This is a genomic window from Streptomyces sp. NPDC045021 (genome assembly GCF_056432645.1).
The window spans coordinates 47,449-63,413 of the sequence record NZ_JBWKIQ010000013.1; the positions used below are offsets into that span (position 1 = coordinate 47,449).

The 15,965-nt window shown below is 70.0% G+C and carries 14 protein-coding genes and 1 tRNA gene; 5 read left to right on the plus strand and 10 right to left on the minus strand.

All coding sequences use genetic code 11. The annotated features are described in order from the left end of the window. Nucleotides 1-160 precede the first annotated feature (160 nt). Together AC07DC_RS32310 and AC07DC_RS32315 are read right to left on the minus strand one after the other, a co-directional pair. A tRNA-Met gene (locus AC07DC_RS32310) sits at nucleotides 161-234 on the minus strand. Between the two features lie 41 nt (nucleotides 235-275). Beyond that, a complete protein-coding gene (locus AC07DC_RS32315) occupies nucleotides 276-3,134 on the minus strand; it encodes a UPF0182 family membrane protein (protein ID WP_478918199.1) in 2,859 nt (952 codons plus the stop codon). Nucleotides 3,135-3,265: 131 nt separating this feature from the next. Here AC07DC_RS32315 and AC07DC_RS32320 point away from each other — a divergent pair, with 131 nt between their 5' ends. After that, complete coding sequence (locus tag AC07DC_RS32320) at nucleotides 3,266-3,820, plus strand: PPA1309 family protein (protein WP_478918041.1); 555 nt, start codon at nucleotides 3,266-3,268, stop codon at nucleotides 3,818-3,820. 112 nt (nucleotides 3,821-3,932) lie between these two features. On the opposite strand, the gene AC07DC_RS32325 is transcribed toward AC07DC_RS32320, so the two are convergent. From AC07DC_RS32325 to AC07DC_RS32335, 3 genes are all read right to left on the minus strand, one after another. Continuing rightward, nucleotides 3,933-5,009 (minus strand): YlbL family protein, encoded by a 1,077-nt coding sequence (locus AC07DC_RS32325; RefSeq protein WP_478918042.1) that lies wholly within the window; start codon nucleotides 5,007-5,009, stop codon nucleotides 3,933-3,935. Nucleotides 5,010-5,375: 366 nt separating this feature from the next. Next, a complete protein-coding gene (locus tag AC07DC_RS32330; protein WP_478918043.1) occupies nucleotides 5,376-5,834 on the minus strand; it encodes a molybdenum cofactor biosynthesis protein MoaE in 459 nt (152 codons plus the stop codon). An 86-nt stretch (nucleotides 5,835-5,920) separates the two neighbouring features. Beyond that, nucleotides 5,921-7,024 carry an SDR family oxidoreductase gene (locus AC07DC_RS32335; RefSeq protein WP_250977615.1) on the minus strand — a complete coding sequence of 368 codons (1,104 nt, stop codon included), beginning with the start codon at nucleotides 7,022-7,024 and terminating at the stop codon, nucleotides 5,921-5,923. A gap of 129 nt (nucleotides 7,025-7,153) precedes the next feature. Between AC07DC_RS32335 and AC07DC_RS32340 the strand changes: the two genes are divergently transcribed. Together AC07DC_RS32340 and AC07DC_RS32345 are read left to right on the plus strand one after the other, a co-directional pair. Further along, nucleotides 7,154-8,620: a zinc-dependent metalloprotease gene (locus AC07DC_RS32340; RefSeq protein WP_478918044.1), complete on the plus strand. Its 1,467-nt coding sequence runs from the start codon at nucleotides 7,154-7,156 to the stop codon at nucleotides 8,618-8,620. Further along, nucleotides 8,617-9,144: an NUDIX hydrolase gene (locus AC07DC_RS32345; protein WP_478918045.1), complete on the plus strand. Its 528-nt coding sequence runs from the start codon at nucleotides 8,617-8,619 to the stop codon at nucleotides 9,142-9,144. The genes AC07DC_RS32340 and AC07DC_RS32345 overlap by 4 nt, the downstream gene beginning before the upstream one ends. 34 nt (nucleotides 9,145-9,178) lie before the next feature. Here the strand turns inward: AC07DC_RS32345 and AC07DC_RS32350 are convergent, their stop codons facing one another. The 4 genes from AC07DC_RS32350 to AC07DC_RS32365 form a co-directional block, all read right to left on the minus strand. Continuing rightward, nucleotides 9,179-9,949 carry an AIM24 family protein gene (locus tag AC07DC_RS32350; protein ID WP_478918046.1) on the minus strand — a complete coding sequence of 257 codons (771 nt, stop codon included), beginning with the start codon at nucleotides 9,947-9,949 and terminating at the stop codon, nucleotides 9,179-9,181. A 15-nt stretch (nucleotides 9,950-9,964) separates the two neighbouring features. Further along, nucleotides 9,965-10,648, minus strand: a complete 684-nt coding sequence (locus AC07DC_RS32355) for an AIM24 family protein (protein WP_138350950.1) — start codon at nucleotides 10,646-10,648, stop codon at nucleotides 9,965-9,967. Nucleotides 10,649-10,654: 6 nt separating this feature from the next. Further along, entirely contained in the window at nucleotides 10,655-12,307 is a 1,653-nt protein-coding gene (locus tag AC07DC_RS32360) for a TerD family protein (RefSeq protein WP_478918047.1), read from the minus strand. Nucleotides 12,308-12,377: 70 nt separating this feature from the next. Then, entirely contained in the window at nucleotides 12,378-12,953 is a 576-nt protein-coding gene (locus AC07DC_RS32365) for a M48 metallopeptidase family protein (protein WP_478918048.1), read from the minus strand. A 221-nt stretch (nucleotides 12,954-13,174) separates the two neighbouring features. On the opposite strand from AC07DC_RS32365, the gene AC07DC_RS32370 reads away from it, so the two are divergent. Continuing rightward, the gene (locus AC07DC_RS32370; protein WP_478918049.1) at nucleotides 13,175-14,359 is read left to right on the plus strand and encodes a TOMM precursor leader peptide-binding protein; all 1,185 of its coding nucleotides are present in this window, start codon (nucleotides 13,175-13,177) and stop codon (nucleotides 14,357-14,359) included. 20 nt (nucleotides 14,360-14,379) lie between these two features. Next, nucleotides 14,380-15,729, plus strand: a complete 1,350-nt coding sequence (locus AC07DC_RS32375; protein ID WP_478918050.1) for an ABC1 kinase family protein — start codon at nucleotides 14,380-14,382, stop codon at nucleotides 15,727-15,729. Nucleotides 15,730-15,745: 16 nt separating this feature from the next. On the opposite strand, the gene AC07DC_RS32380 is transcribed toward AC07DC_RS32375, so the two are convergent. Continuing rightward, nucleotides 15,746-15,943 (minus strand): hypothetical protein, encoded by a 198-nt coding sequence (locus AC07DC_RS32380; RefSeq protein WP_138350955.1) that lies wholly within the window; start codon nucleotides 15,941-15,943, stop codon nucleotides 15,746-15,748. Nucleotides 15,944-15,965 lie beyond the last annotated feature (22 nt).

A 15,965-nucleotide genomic window follows, 5' to 3' on the forward strand; every position in this document is an offset into this window, starting at 1 on the left:
CCACCCGTTACCGCCGTACACCTGGTATACCGCAACCCAATTGGTCACTTCAGCGTTTTGTCGACTTCCCGACTTGGCGCCTTACCAAACGCAAAGCTCTGAGCGTCCCCTAAATAAGTGAAGAGGCCCGGAGTCTGTTGACTCCGAGCCTCTTCTACAGTAGCGGGGACAGGATTTGAACCTGCGACCTCTGGGTTATGAGCCCAGCGAGCTACCGAGCTGCTCCACCCCGCGCCGTTGTGTCCCAACCGTACCACGACGCGCGGTGTGTCTGATCAGCCCTTCTTTGGTGTCTTCTGCTCCGCCGCCACTGCCCTCTGCAGCGCCGCGGCCAGCTGCTTCTGCGCCTCGCCGTACTTGGCCCAGTCACCGGCCTTGAGCGCCGCCTGGCCCGCGTCGAACGCCTTCTGGGCGTCCGCGAGGGCCGCAGCGACCGTCGGATCGGGTGTCGGTTGCGTCGGCTGCCCGGTACTCGGTGGTGGCTGGGTGCCGCCCTCGCTGTTGAACACCTCGTTCAGCGCCTCACCGAGGGTGTCCTGGAAGCCGATCTGGTTCCCGTAGGTGACCAGAACCTTCCTGAGCAGCGGGTAGTTGGTGCCCGCGCCCCTGACGTAGACCGGCTCCACGTACAACAGGCCGCCGTTCAACGGCACCGTGAGCAGGTTGCCGTACTCGACCGTCGAATCGCCCCCGCGTTTGAGCAGGTTGATCTGTGGCGCGACCTTGTTGTCGGAGTTGAGCTTGCTCTGCACCTGTTTCGGCCCGTCCACCGTGGTGTTCGGTGGCAGTTGGAGCAGTCTGATCGCGCCGTAGTCCTTGCTCGTCGCATCGGCGTCGACGGCCATGAACGCGCTCAGGTTGTCCCGCCCGTTGGGCGTGAACGTGGTCGTCAGCGAGAACGACTGCGCGCTCTGGTCCGGCATCTTCAGGCTCAGGTAGTACGGCGGAACCGCCTTGCCGGTCTTCGCCGCCGGGTCGTCCGGGACCTGCCACACCTCGCTGCCGCTGTAGAACGTCGACGCGAGCGTCACGTGGTAGCGGGTCAGCAGCTGCCGCTGCACCTTGAACAGGTCCTGCGGATACCGCAGGTGCGCCATCAGGTCGGGACTGATCTCGCTCTTGTCCTTGACCGTGCCGGGGAAGGCCTTCATCCAGGTCTTCAGTACCGGGTCCTTGGCGTCCCACTGGTACAGGGTGACGGTGCCGTCGTACGCGTCCACGGTCGCCTTGACCGAGTTGCGGATGTAGTTGACCTGGTTCTGCTGCGCGAGCACCGTGCGCTGGCCGTCGGTCAGCGAGTCGGCCGTGGTGTCCCCCAGCGTGGTGCGGGAGGCGTACGGATAACCGTTGGTGGTCGTGTAGGCGTCCACGATCCACTTCACATGGCCGTCGACGACCGACGGGTACGGGTCGCCGTCGATGGTGAGCCACGGCGCGACGGCCTCGACCCGCTCCTTGGGCGTCCGGTTGTAGAGCACCTTGGAGCCCTTGCCGATCGCCCCCGAGTACAGGATCTGCGGCTCACCGAAGCTCACCGCGTACGCGGCCCGCGTGATCGGGTTGTCGAGCCCGACCCCGCTGTTTCCGGTGTAGGTGTACGCCTTCTCACCGCTGCTGTCGGTGTAGTCGATCTCCTTCGTCGGGCCGCCGACGATCGAGTACTGCTTGGTCTGCTCGCCGTAGTAGATCCGCTGCTGGTACTCGGGGAGGGTGCCGGTGGCCGGCAGGTTCTTCTCCGTGAAGTCCGGCGAGCCGTCCGTCAGCGCGTTCGTCCCCTTGGCCGCGACCATTCCGTACCCATGGGTGTACTTGAAGTGGTCGTTGATCCAGTTGTTCTCGGGGATGCCGCTGACGTTCAGCTCGCGCAGGCCGACGACCGTGTCCTGTTCCTTCTTGTCGGTCGTGTACCGGTCGACGTCGAGCGTGGACGGGAAGGCGTAGTAGCCGCGGGTCTGCTGCAGCTGCTGGAACGTCGGCGAGACCACGTTCGGGTCCAGCAGACGCACGCTCGCCGTGGTGTTGGCGTCGGCGCGCAGCACGTCCTTGTTCGGGTTGGCGGGGGTCCCCGGGTAGGGGCTGACCTTGCTGTCGTCGATCCCGTAGGCCTCACGCGTCGCGTCGATGTTCTTCTGGATGTACGGCGCTTCCTTGGCGGCCTCGTTCGGCTGCACCTGGAACTTCTGCACGATCGCCGGGTACAGCCCGCCGATCAGGATCGCGGAGAGCACCATCAGGCCGAAGCCGATCATCGGCAGCGACCAGGTGCGCCGCCACAGCGTCGCGAAGAACAGCAGCGCGCAGATGATCGCGATGGCGAAGAGGATGTTCTTCGCCGGCAGATACGCGTTCGCGTCCACGTAACGCAGGCCGGTCCAGTTGGAGGTGGCCTTGAAGTCGCTCGACTTCACCGCGAGGCCGTACCGGTCCAGCCAGTACGCGACGGCCTTGAGGGACACGAAGATGCCCAGCAGCACCGACAGGTGGCCGGTGGCCGCCGCCGTGGCGCGCCCGCCGGGCGAGGTGATCCGCAGCCCGCCGTACAGGTAGTGCACCAGCGCGGCCGCCACCAGGCCGAGGACCACGGCCGCGAAGCCGAAGCTCAGCAGGAAGCGGTACCAGGGCAGGTCGAAGGCGTAGAACGCCACGTCCTTGTGGAACTGCGGATCCTTCGTGCCGAACTGTGTGGCGTTCGTGTACAGCAGCCACGTACGCCACTGGCCGGAGGCCGAGCCGCCCGCGATGAGGCCGACCATGGCGCAGACCGCGAGCAGCACCCACTTCTTGTAGGGCGCGATGCCCATGCGGTATCGGTCCAGGCTCTGCTGCTCCAGCGACATCGCGCTGAGCGGCGGCCGGAGCCGGTGGGCGAGGTAGATGTTGATCCCCACGGCGGCGGCCATCAACAGGCCGAAGGTGAAGAACAGGCCGATCTTCGTCCACAGGGTGGTGGTGAAGACCGATGAATAATGGACTGAGCGGTACCAGAGCCAGTCCGTCCAGAAGCCCGCGAACATGACGAACGCGATGGCGAGCACGATCAGCGCGCCAAGCGTCATCAGTAGTGTCCGCGTACGCCGGGACGGACGGCCGAGTCTGATCCGCGGCCCCGTCGGACCTCCGCCGCGATCCGGCATCTGGAATACCAAGGTGCGCACCTCGAAGTGTCGGTGTCTGCGGGCGTCCCGGGTCGGACCCCCACTGGTGCAACTTACTCACGCTTTACTCGGTTCCCGATTTTCGCCCGGGAACAGGCAGGATATTGACCATGTCCAACATTGCGACCGATGGAGCACCTCTCGCGGCCAGCCCGCTGACCCGTGCCGTACTGGAGATCGACGAATATGCGTCCGGTCTCGGCTGGGACCGGCCCGCGCGGCTGTTCGCCCTGGTCGACACCGCACGCCTGCGTACACAGGAGCCGGGCCTGGCCGACCAGCTGGGACTCGACGGAAAGAACGCCGGGGCACTGACCCCGGTCGAGCAGGACGAGCTGCCCGAGGGCAAGGCGCTGGACGAGTTCCTCGCCACCATCGCCTGGCCGGACGTCATCGCCGGCTGCGCGATGACGGTGGAGCGGCTGATGCTGCCGCCGTCCGCGGAGGCGGCGATCCCCGAGGGGCTGAACGACGCCAAGCTCGCGAAGTGGGTCGCCGAGCACCCGGAGCGCCAGGAAGTGCGGATGACGGTGGCCGTGCTGCGCAACGGTGCCCGTGAGTCGGCCATCAGGCTCCGGTCCAAGGACACCGCCACCGAGGTCCTGACCGGCTCCGACCTCGTACCGGGCCTGGCGGAGGCACTGGCCGCCACGTTCGAGAGCTGAGCTCCGGTCGAGGGCTGAGGCCGTTCGAGGGCCGAGGCCCCGGTCGAGCCGAGGCCTTCCGGGCTGAGCTCCGGCAGCCGGGCGGGGCCGTTTCGGGCCCGCCCGGCGGGGGTCAGCTCTTCGAGCAGCTCGGCAGACCGGCCGTCCGGTCGGCCTTGATGTTCTCCAGGGCCGACATGGCGTCGTCGATCGTGCTCACCTTGACCAGGGTGAGGCCGGAGGGGACGTCCTTGGCGGCCTCGGCGCAGTTGTCGGCCGGGGTGAGGAAGTACTGCGCACCCTGGCCGCGCGCCCCTATCGTCTTGAGCCCGATACCGCCGATCGGGCCCACCTTGCCGTTGTCGTCGATGGTGCCGGTGCCGGCCACGAACTTCCCGCCGGTCATGTCGCCCGGCGTGAGCTTGTCGACGATGCCGAGGGCGAACATCAGGCCCGCGCTCGGACCGCCGACATCGGCGAGCTTGATGTCGATGGTGAACGGGAAGAGGTGCTCCACACCGGCCTGGATGCCGACGACCGCCCGCGCCTGCCCTTCGTCGGTCGACTTCCGGGTGGTGACCGCGACCTCCTGCGAGGCGCCGTCCTTCTTCTTCGCCGCCTCCTCCGGGATCACGGTGAAGACGACGTTCTGACCCGGCTGGTGCTTGGTGACGAGCTTGGCGACATCGCCCGGCTCCTTCACCGCGGTGCCGTCCACCGCCTTGATCACATCGCCGGCGTGCAGCTTGCCCTCGGAGGCACCGCCCTTGACGACCGCGCCGACGATGACCCGCGAGGAGACCGCGATGTTCAGCTTCCGGAGCGCCGAGACCTTGGCGCTGTCCTGGGACTGGGTGAACTCCTCGGCGTTCTGCTGGTCGGCCTGCTCGGCGGTCTGACCCTGCGGGTAGAGGGTGTCGTGTTCGACGACCTTCTCGTCATGGCCGATCCAGCCGACAACGGCCTCCACCAGATTCATCCGGTAGTCCGCGCCGGTCACCCTGACGGTGGTCATGTTGAGATGGCCGGTCGTCGGATAGGTTTGGTGCCCGGAAATCTGCAGGACCGGTTCACCCCCGTGGTCACCAAGGGTGTTGACGGTCGGCCCGGGTGACATCTCGGCGTACGGCGCAGGCGTCAGAAGGGCGACGCACAGCAGCGCTATCAGCGTCAGGGTCGAGGCGATCAGCGTCGCGGTGCGGCGTGGCATGCCACGAATGTACGGGACCGGTCCGACAAACGGTCCGCTGGGCCGGTCCGTAGGGGTCGGGGCGCCCGGGCCCGGACTATCCGGAATGGGACTTCTGCATCGCCTCACGGAATCGCTCATAGTCCGCCAGCGAGGATCCGTCCCCGGTTGCACGGGTACGCGCGGCCCAGCTGCCCCAGACGGTGGCAACGAGCACGGCCACAAGCGGAATGAGCAACCAAGCGAGCGCTGCCATGAAGTACTCCCGACCCCGCGTACGCCAATTATGGACCTATGAGCAGATTAACCACCCAGTAGGACAACGGTCGGGGCGGGTAAGGAGTTACGCAACCGGAGTCGGCCGTCCGAGCACTCTCCCTGACAGCGCTACGCGCCGACCCACTCTTCTTGGCCGTCCGCGAAGGTCTGGTGCTTCCAGATCGGGACCTCGGCCTTGAGCTCGTCGATCAGCTGGCGGCAGGCCGCGAACGCCTCGCCGCGGTGCGGGCACGAGACTGCCACGACCACCGCCAAATCGCCCACTTGGAGGTCACCCACACGGTGCACCGCGGCCAGCGCCCGGACCGGGTACTCCGCCGCGATCTTCTCCGCGATCCGGCGCATCTCCGCTTCCGCGGTGGGGTGCGAGGAGTAGCCGAGACCGGTCACTTCCGCGCCGGAACCGCCGTCGTGGTCCCGTACGGTGCCGACGAACAGCGCCGTACCCCCGGCGGCCTCGTGCCCGACGGCCGCGAAGACCTCGTCCACGGACAGGGGCGTGTCGCGGATCTCCAGGAGCCGGATCGGGTTCTGCGCGTCAGCGTGCGTCGGTGCCATGCGGCACATGCTGCCTCATCCGCCCGCGATGCGGAAGTTCGATTCCGGTGGTTGCTCCACGAGGGGTGGTGCCCCTTTCCTGGGCCGCGCCGCGCCTAGATTCCGCGCCGCTTGCGGGCCCGGCGCACCAGGGCGGCGGTGCCCACCAGGGCGACCGTCGCGCCGGCCGCGCCCAGGGTGGTGGCGTCCTTGCGGCCCAGTCGGCGGCCCGCGACGGAGTTGCGGCCCGCGACCTCCTCCAGGAGCTGCGCCAACACCTCCTCGTTGGTCCACTGGGGGCGCCAGCCCGCTTCGTGCAGCCGGCTGCCGCTGACCACCCACGGGTGCATCGTGTACGCCAGATCGCCGGCCGGGGACGGGGTGAGGCCGAGGCGGTGCAGGCGGGAGGCGGCGCCGAAGGCGATGGCCGGCGGCAGCTCCATCCGGCGGATGCCCGACAGCTCCTCGACCTCCTCCTGCTCCAGCCAGCCGTCGCAGCCGACCGCCATCTCGCCGTCGACCTTCTCCAGCACCGCGTACTCCAGCGCCGACACCAGGTCCTCGACGTGGCAGAACTGCCAGCAGGGCCGGCTGCCCGCCACCACCAGCAGTCGAGGCGACTCGAAATACCTGGTCAGAGCGGTGTCCGTGCCACCGACCAGGACGGCGGGGCGCAGGATCGTCACGTTCAGCCCGGGGTGCGCGCGCGGGGCCCTGCGGCCGAGCCGTTCGATCTCCAGCAGGTCGTCGACGAAGCTGGCCTCGGCGGTGGCCCGCAGCGGGGCGTCCTCCGCCAGCGGTACATCGTTGTCGGCCTGGGCGCCGTAGACCATCGCCGAGGTACAGAGCACCGCACGGCGTACCCCGGCGGCGGCCGCCGCGGTGAGCACGGTCTGGGTGCCGCGCACGTTGAAGGCGGTACGCGCCTTGGGGTCCGACTCCAGATCGAGGTCGAGGCCCAGATGGACGACGACGTCGACGCCGCGCAGCTTCTCAGCGATGGCCGGGTCCCGCACGTCGAGCACCCGCCACGTCGCGCCGGGCACGTCTCCGCGGCGTTCGTCGATCGCGACGACCTTCTTGACCTCGTCGGACTCGACGAGCCGCAGCGCGAGGAGGTGGCCGAGGCCGGACGCCGCACCGGTGATCGCCACCACAGGGCCCGCGGGGGCCTTGGACGGGCTCCGCTCTGGGCGAACGTGTGCTTCTGGGGAACTCACCGGGTGTCTCCCACGGTTGTTTCTGGTACGAGGTGCGCACTTGGTACGCAGCCATCCTGCCTGACTGATGTCTAGGCTGGAGGGACAGCCCACAACACACAGCCCCAACACATAGAGCCGAGGAAACCCGTGAGCGACCACCCATTCGGATTCGGCGTCCCTCCCGAGGAGCCCGAGGACGGGGACGAGGGCAAGAACCAGGGCGGCGGCGGGCCGGGGCAGGGGCCTGCCAACAATCCCTTCGGTTTCGGTGGCGTCAACCCGTTCGGTGGCGCCGGCGGGGACAACCCCTTCGCCGCGATGTTCGGCTCCCTGAACCCCAATGACCTCGGCGCCGCCTTCCAGCAGCTCGGCCAGATGCTCTCGTACGAGGGCGGCCCGGTGAACTGGGACATGGCCAAGGACATCGCGCGCCAGACGGTCGCGCAGGGCACCGCGGACGGCGTCAAGGACGCGAGCGTCGGCCCGGCCGACCGCTCCTGGGTCTCCGAGGCCGTCCGGCTGGCCGACCTGTGGCTGGACGGGGCGACGTCACTGCCCTCCGGCTCGGGCAGCGCCGTGGCGTGGAGCCGCGCCGAATGGGTCGAGGCGACCCTGCCGGTGTGGAAGGAGCTGGTGGACCCGGTCGCGGAGCGGGTCGGCGCCGCGATGGGCGATGTGCTGCCCGAGGAGATGCAGGCCATGTCCGGCCCGCTGCTCGGGATGATGCGCTCCATGGGCGGAGCGATGTTCGGCAGCCAGATCGGCCAGGCGCTGGGCACCCTGGCGGGCGAGGTGGTCGGCTCCACCGACGTCGGTCTGCCGCTCGGCCCGGCCGGCAAGGCCGCGCTGCTCCCCGCGAACATCGCGGCCTTCGGCGAGGGCCTGGGCGTCCCGCAGGAGGAGGTGCGGCTGTACCTGGCGCTGCGCGAGGCCGCCCACCAGCGGCTCTTCGCCCATGTGCCGTGGCTGCGGGCGCACCTGTTCGGCGCCGTCGAGGGGTATGCGCGCGGCATCAAGGTCGACACGGCGAAGCTGGAGGACGCGGTCGGCCAGCTCGACCCGTCGAACCCCGAGGCCATGCAGGAAGCGCTGGCGCAGGGCATGTTCCAGCCCGAGGACACCCCCGAGCAGAAGGCGGCGCTGGCCCGGCTGGAGACGGCGCTCGCGCTGGTCGAGGGCTGGGTGGACGCCGTGGTGCACGCCGCCGCGGCCCCGCACCTGCCGTCCGCCGCCGCGCTGCGCGAGACGCTGCGCCGCCGCCGGGCGACCGGCGGCCCCGCCGAGCAGACGTTCGCGACGCTCATCGGTCTCGAGCTGCGCCCGCGCCGGCTGCGGGACGCCTCCCGGCTGTGGGCCTCGCTGACCGACGCCCGCGGTGTCGACGGCCGTGACGGCCTGTGGGAGCACCCGGACATGCTGCCCACCGCGGAGGACCTGGACGATCCGGACGGCTTCGTGCACCGCGAGAGCGCGGACTTCTCCGAGCTCGACAAGATGCTCGGCGAGGCCGCCGAGAAGCGCCTGACCACGGACGGGACCGAGAAGGACGGGACGAAGAAGCCGGACGACGGCTCCGGCGCTCCCGACCTGGGCAAGGACGACGAGGGCAAGTGACTCTGCACGCGGACGCGGTGCGCGTCCTGAAGGAGTGGGACGCGCCCGATGCCGGCCAGGAGCGCCTGCGGCTGGCCTACCTCGATCATCTCGACAGCACTCCCGACGGCATGTGGAAGGCGTCGCAGCCGGGGCACATCACCGCCAGCGCGCTGGTGGTGGACCCGACGACCGGGCGAGTGCTGCTGACCCTGCACAAGAAGCTGAAGATGTGGCTCCAGATGGGCGGCCACTGCGAGCCGGAGGACGCCACCTTGGCGGCCGCCGCGCTGCGCGAGGCCACCGAGGAGTCCGGCATTCCCGGGCTGACGCTGCTGCGTCCGGAGCCGGTGAACCTGGACCGGCACTCGACGCCCTGCGCCTGGCACCTGGATGTGCAGTACGCGGCGATCGCGCAGGCCGGCGCAGTCGAGGCGATCAGCGAGGAGTCGCTGGACCTGCGCTGGTACGGCTACGACGAGGTCGGCTCGGTCGCCGACGGTTCGGTCGAAACGCTGCTGGCCCGTACCCGCGCGCTGCTCTGAGGCGGCGCGCGGGCACGGCCCGCACCAACCCGGTTCAGCGGTTGTTGGTCCAGATGTTGCCCTGGTTCTGGGCGTGGGCGCCCTGCTGGCCCACGCCGTACTGGGCCAGCAGGCCCTGGCCGAGCTGCGCGTTCTGCGGCGGCATCAGCTCACTGGGCTGCACCAGGACGTACCCCTGGCCCACGAAGTTGAGCTCCCAGCCCTCGCCGGTGTTGCCCCGCCGGCGGTAGACCGACGAGCTGCTGGTCTGCGCCTGCATCTGGACGCGCAGCGAGGAGGACCAGGCGACCACCGCGTCCGCGTCGCAGGACACGTACTTGTCCGGGGTGACCGGCATCAGCAGCGGCTTGCCCGAGGTCATCAGCGCGACCTTGCCCTGGCCCGAGATGTTCAGGTTGTAGGCGCCGGTGCCGGACAGGCCGAACTGGCTGTCCACGGCGATCACGTCCCAGTGCAGCCCGGAGTCGAGGGCGAGCACGTAGGCGCTGTCCACGGTGAGGCCGTCATGGTCGACGTCCACCACGTGGATGTGCTGGGCCAGGTTGGCGAGGTAGACCGTGCCCTGCCCGGAGCAGCGCATCAGGTCCAGGCCCTCGCCGGTGGCCATGCGCGCGCCGCCCTGGTTGCGCGACTGGTACTCGCCGTCGAATTCGATCATGCCCTGGTAGGCGACCATCGAGCCCTTGCGGGCGAGACAGTCACGGCCGGAGTTGCCCTCCAGCTTGACCCGCAGCAGGTACGGGTTCTGGAGTGCGTAGAGGTCGTTCGACTGGACCTCGGTGTTCGCGAAAAGCGGGCTCTGCATATCGGTCGCTCCCCCTCAGCCCCGTGCCCGGAGGCGGTCTGTGCTGTCCTCGCTGGGCTGTACGACGACGAAGCCCTGGCCGGAGAACGCGATCTGGAATGCCTCGCCGCTGCCCCGCCCGATCAGGGAGGACGCCTTGAAGCTGCGCTTGGCCTTCATCTTGAGCCCCGACGACCAGGCGACGAGCGCGTCCGGGTCGACGTAGGTCTCGTCGGCGCCGCTTCCGCAGTCGACGACGATCGGCGTGCCGCGGGAGGTGATGGCGACCCAACCGGTGCCCTTCACCCCCACGTTGAACAGGCCCTGGCCGGCGAACTTGGCGAGCCCCTTGACCCGCTCGACGCCCCACTGGAGGTGCGCGTCGAAGGCGAGCAGGTTGGTGCCGTTGACCGACAGGGACTCGTTGTTGAGATTGACGCACACCACGTCGGCGCCGTAGTCGGCCAGGTAGAGCAGGCCGTCGCCGGTGCACTTCATCAGCGGGGCGCCCTCACCGGTGAGCCACTGCGACGCCATCTGCCGGACGGCGGGCGGGTTGGGCTCGTACTGGACGAAGCCCTCGTACGCGACCATCGAGCCGGTGCGGGCGAACAGGTCCTGGCCGGTCTGCATGGCGACCTTGAGCATCGCCGAGCCGTGCGTCTCCATCCGGGCGGACACCGGGGTCGGTGCGTAGCCCGCGATCATCTGCTGGTCCATTGCGGGTCACACCTCGTAGGGCTGGACGACGATGAAGTTGCCGGGAGCGCCGCGGAACTGGAGGTTCACGGTCTCTCCGCTGTGGCCGGGGTAGGCGTTCCTCCGCAGCCGGACCTGGCTGGAGATGATCACCTGGGACGCCGCCGACCAGGCGACGATCGCATTGCAGTCCGCGTACGTGGTCGGGGTTACCGGCAGCACCACGGGGGTGCCGTGGGTCTTGACGATGATCGTTCCGGTGCCCTGGAACTGCATCGTGAAGAGCGCGCCGCCGGGGATGCCGTGGCCCTCGATCCTGCGCACCTCGTACTGCAGGCTCTCGTCGAACGCGAGGACGTTCTCGGAGGAGACGCAGATGGCGTCTCCCTGGAGCTCGATGGGGTGCAGATGGGCGCCGTTCTCCGCGAAGAAGACCTGGCCCTGCCCGGTGCAGCGCATCAGCTGCATCTCCTGGCCGGTGGCGCCGCCGACGATCCGGCCGGCGAACCCGGCACCCTTGTAGCTGTAGTCGACCTTGCCCTGGTAGAGCACCATGCTGCCCTGCCGGGCGAGCACCGGCTGGCCGCCGGCCTGCGAGAGGTCGGCCCGCACCATCTTGTTGTTCTGCTGCGTCCACCGCTGGCCGGTCGGCGTCTCACGGAACTTCTGCATGGCGCCGGAGATCCCGCCGGCCGGCTGGCCCGCCTGCGGCTGGCCGTACGGTGCCGGCTGGCCCGGTACCTGGCCGAACTGCGGCTGGCCCGGCGGCTGCCCGAACTGGGGCTGCCCGTACTGCGGCGGGCCGGGGGGCTGGCCGAACTGCTGGCCCGGCACCTGTCCGGGGGGCGGCTGCGGCGGCGGGACCTGGCCGAACGGCGCCTGGCCCGGCGGGGTCGCCAGCGGCGCGATCATGGTCTGCTGCTGGTGGATCGACGGGTTGGCCGGGGGCGGCGTGAACCCCTGCGCGGCGGCGGGCTGCGGAGCGCCGAAAGCGGGCGCGGGCTGCGGGGCCCCGGGCGGAGCGCCGAAAGCGGGTGCGGGCTGCGGCGGTCCGGCGGGCGCGCCGAAGGAGGGGGCGGGTGCGGCGCCACCGGGCGGCGGCGCGAAGCCCGGCGCCCCGGTCTGCTGCGGGGACGCGGCGGCCGGCGCCTCTTCGGCGACCTCGCCGCCGAAGTTGCGCAGCAGCGCGTCCAGTCCGCCGTCGAAGCCCTGGCCGACGGCGGCGAAGCGCCAGACGTCCTTGAGGTACACGTCGGCCAGCATCACCGCGCGCTCGGTGCTGAACTCGGCGCCGGTGAAGCTGTAGCGCGCGACTTCCTCACCGCCGGCGACGATCCGGATGTACCCCGGCCCCACCTGCGACATCTGGCCGTTGCCGTCGATGGTCGCGGTGAAGGAGAGCTTGCGGATCTTGGGGGGAATCCGGTCCAGCGTCACGCGGAAGGACTCGCTGTCCCCCGCCTGCGCGCCGAGTTGCTGGATGGATTCCTCGGGCGACTTGGGCTGGTTGAAGAAGATGAAGTAACTGTCGTCCGACAGTTGCTCCTTCTCGTCGAGCCCGAAGCAGCTGATGTCGAACGACAGGCCGGGTCCGGCGATCTGCACACCGATGTACAGATCCGTCCCCGCCGTGAGATCACTGATCTTGGCCTTGTGGCCACGTTGGAATTCCCTGGCCATACGAACGACCGTCCCCCATCCCGTAAATACATGTGCGTTGCGACAGGCTAGCCCCTGACCCCGACAGCGGCTATTCCTCTCGGACGGTGGGCAACTGCGGCAGCCGGCCGGCCGCGACGACGCCCTCCAGATATCCGCGGGCCCGCTCGGTCCGCGGATACGACTCCAGCAGCTTCCAGAAGCTCGGACCGTGGCCCGGCACCAACAGATGGGCGAGTTCGTGCAGCAGTACGTAGTCGATGACGTACTCGGGCATGCCCTGCAGTCGGTGCGAGAGCCGGATGCTGCCCTCGGACGGAGTGCAGGACCCCCAGCGGGAGTTCTGGTTGGTGACCCAGCGGACGGAGTCCGGCTCGGCGCGGCCGTCCAGATACTGCTCGGAGAGCTGCGCGGCGCGGGTCGACAGCTCGTCGTCGCCGAGGATCCGCTTGCTCTCCTGCGCCTCGAGTTTCTCGAGCATCACCGTCACCCAGCGTTGCTCCTCGGCCACCGACATCCGGGCCGGGATGAGGACCACGGTGCGGTCTCCCTCGCGGTAGGCCGAGACCGTCCGGCGCCTTCGGGCGCTGCGGCGCACTTCGACCTCACTCGTCCGGGAGGTGAGGGACTGCTGGCTGGAGAGGTCATGCGCTGGGTCGGCGGACACGCTCCGACGTTACCGGGTGGGGGTCCGGGAAGTCCCGTCCCCGGGCCGGTTGGCCCGGGAATCACCTCGCTTCGTGCGCATATTGAACGACTATCCCTCACAACCTGTGGATAACTTTTCGTCACTGTCGGCGCCCGCATGCATTCTGTGACTGCCGCATTACGGCGATGCCGAACGAGCGGATCATGAATGGATCCGCGGATGATCTACCGGGGGTGGCCATGCGTCCCATGCTCAAAACCGCCATGCGGCGCAGTTGGCGCAACCGCGAGAGCGTGCAGTTCGGAATTGATCCGGCCCACGCGGTCGTCCTGGACTCGGTCGACGGCGCGGCGGCGGGATTCCTCGATCTGCTGGACGGCACCCGCGGGGCGGCCCTGCTGACCCGGGACGCCGAGGCGCTGGGGCTGGGACCGCAGCAGGTGCGGCAGCTGCTGGGGCTGCTCGCCGAGGGCGGCGTGCTGGACGACGCGGCGGCGCACGCCCGGCTCTCCGAGGCGGTCCGGCACCGGACGGCGGCGATCGACCGGCTGCGGCCCGACCTCGCCGCGCTGTCCGTCGTGCACGCGGGCCCCGGCGGCGCGGCCGGCCGGATGCGGGAGCGGCGGGCGGTGCGGGTGCGGGTCCGCGGGGCCGGCCGGGTCGGGGCGGCCGTCGCCGCGCTGCTGTCGGCGGCCGGCGTCGGCCGGGTCGAGGTGATGGACGGCGGAAGGGTCGAGCCGTGGGACGTGAGCCCGGGCGGGATCCCCGCCGAGCACATCGGCGAGCGGCGGGACGCGGCCGCCCGCGGGGCGGTGCGCCGGGCCGCGCCCGATCCGCGCGCGGCGGCGCTCGGCCGGCGTGGTCCCCGGCCGGGGCGCGGACCGGGTTCCGGGTGCGGGCCGGGACAGGAGCCGGAGGATCCCCGGCTGGCGCTGGTCGTGGTGGCCCCGCGCGACGGGCTGGCGGCCTACGCGCCGGAGCCCCGCGAGGCGGAGCGATTGCTCGCGGCGGGTATTCCGCACCTCCATACGGGCGTCGTCGAGGGCATGGGGGTGGTGGGCCCGCTCGTCGTTCCGGGGCGTACCGGCTGCGCGGGCTGTCTGGCACTGCGGCTGGCGGACGAGGATCCCGCCTGGCCGCGGATGCTGGCCCAGCTCAGGTCGGGCCGGGCGCCCGCGGTTCCGGCCTGCGACATCGCCCTGGCGACGACCGTCGCGGGACTGGCCGCGGCCCACGCGCTGGCCTTCCTCGACGGCGGAAGCCCCCCGAGTTCCGGGGCCCGGGTGGAGCTGGCGCTGGCCCGGCTTTCCATGGAAGTACGACCGGTGCCGGGTGACATCAGATGCGGCTGTGGTGCGGGAAGTGACGCGAGGGCGGTGCTGCCCGCAGCGCCGCGAGTGCGGAGAGGCACAATGGCCGGGTGACCGACGGGAATGAGGGGCGTATGTCTGATCTTCCTCGTAAGGCGGTGACTCGCACCGCGAAACTGGCCGCGCTCCCCCTGGGGTTCGCGGGCCGCGCCACACTCGGGCTGGGCAGGCGGCTGGGCGGTCGTCCCGCCGAGGTCGTCGCGAGCGAACTACAGGAACGCACCGCCGAGCAGCTGTTCAAAGTGCTCGGAGAGCTCAAGGGCGGGGCCATGAAGTTCGGCCAGGCGCTGTCGGTGTTCGAGGCCGCGCTGCCCGAGGACGTGGCCGGTCCCTACCGGGCCGCTCTCACCAAACTGCAGGACTCGGCACCGCCGATGCCCGTCGCCACGGTGCGCAAGGTGCTCGCCCAGCGGCTGGGCACGGATTGGCGGGAGCTGTTCACCGAGTTCGACGAAACGCCGGCAGCGGCCGCCTCGATCGGCCAGGTGCACCGCGCGGTGTGGCACGACGGCAGGGCTGTCGCGGTGAAGGTGCAGTACCCGGGTGCCGGGGAGGCTCTTCTCTCCGACCTGTCCCAATTGGGCCGGGTGGCCCGGCTGTTCGGCCCGATGATCCCGGGGATGGACATAAAGCCGCTGATCGCGGAGTTGCGCGCCCGCGTCTCGGAGGAGCTGGACTACGAGCTGGAGGCGCAGGCACAGCACGCTCACGCAACGGAGTTCGCCGACGACCCCGATGTGTCGGTGCCCGATGTGGTGCACCAGGCCGATCAGGTCCTGGTCACCGAGTGGATGGACGGCGTGCCCATGGCCGAGGTGATCGCCAAGGGCACGCGGGAGCAGCGGGACCGGGCGGGACAGCTGCTGGCGCGCTTCCTGTTCGCGGGCCCGGCGCGTACCGGGTTGCTGCACGCCGACCCGCACCCGGGAAACTTCCGGCTGCTGGTGGACGACGGCCCCGCCGAGGGCTGGCGGCTGGGCGTGCTGGACTTCGGGACGGTGGACCGGTTGCCCGACGGGCTGCCGCTGCCGATCGGCACCGCGCTGCGGCTGGCGCTGGAGGGCGACGCCGAATCGGTGCACGCGATGCTGCGCCAGGAGGGGTTCGTCCGCCCGTCGATCAAGCTGCGCCCGGACGCGGTGCTGGATTATCTGCGGCCGATCATCGAGCCGGCCGGGTCCGAGGAGTTCACCTTCGTCCGCAGCTGGATGCGAGCCCAGGCGGCACGGATCGCCGATCCGCGCTCACCCGCCCATCAGTTGGGCAAGCAGCTGAACCTGCCGCCGTCGTATCTGCTGATCCACCGCGTGACGCTGAGCACCATCGGGGTGCTGTGCCAGCTGGGCGCGACGGTGCGGCTGCGCGACGAACTGCTGGAGTGGCTGCCGGGCTTCGACGCCGGTGGGGCGGCGGAGTCGGCATAGTGCCAATCCGGCGGCGCTACCACCAGGAGGAGTCGAGACGACCTTCGATACTGCGGAGGTTCTCCCGGCCGCACCGGTCACAGAAGTAGACGCGCCGGCTGTTCTCCACGGAGCAGGTCCAGGTGATCGGCAGACCCTCCTCGACGGCACCGCAGCGCGCGCACGTCGTTGTCTGGGCAGTCCCGACCCGGTTGTGCTGAGTCTTCTGGTCCACTTGGTGACGATACCTCTACCCG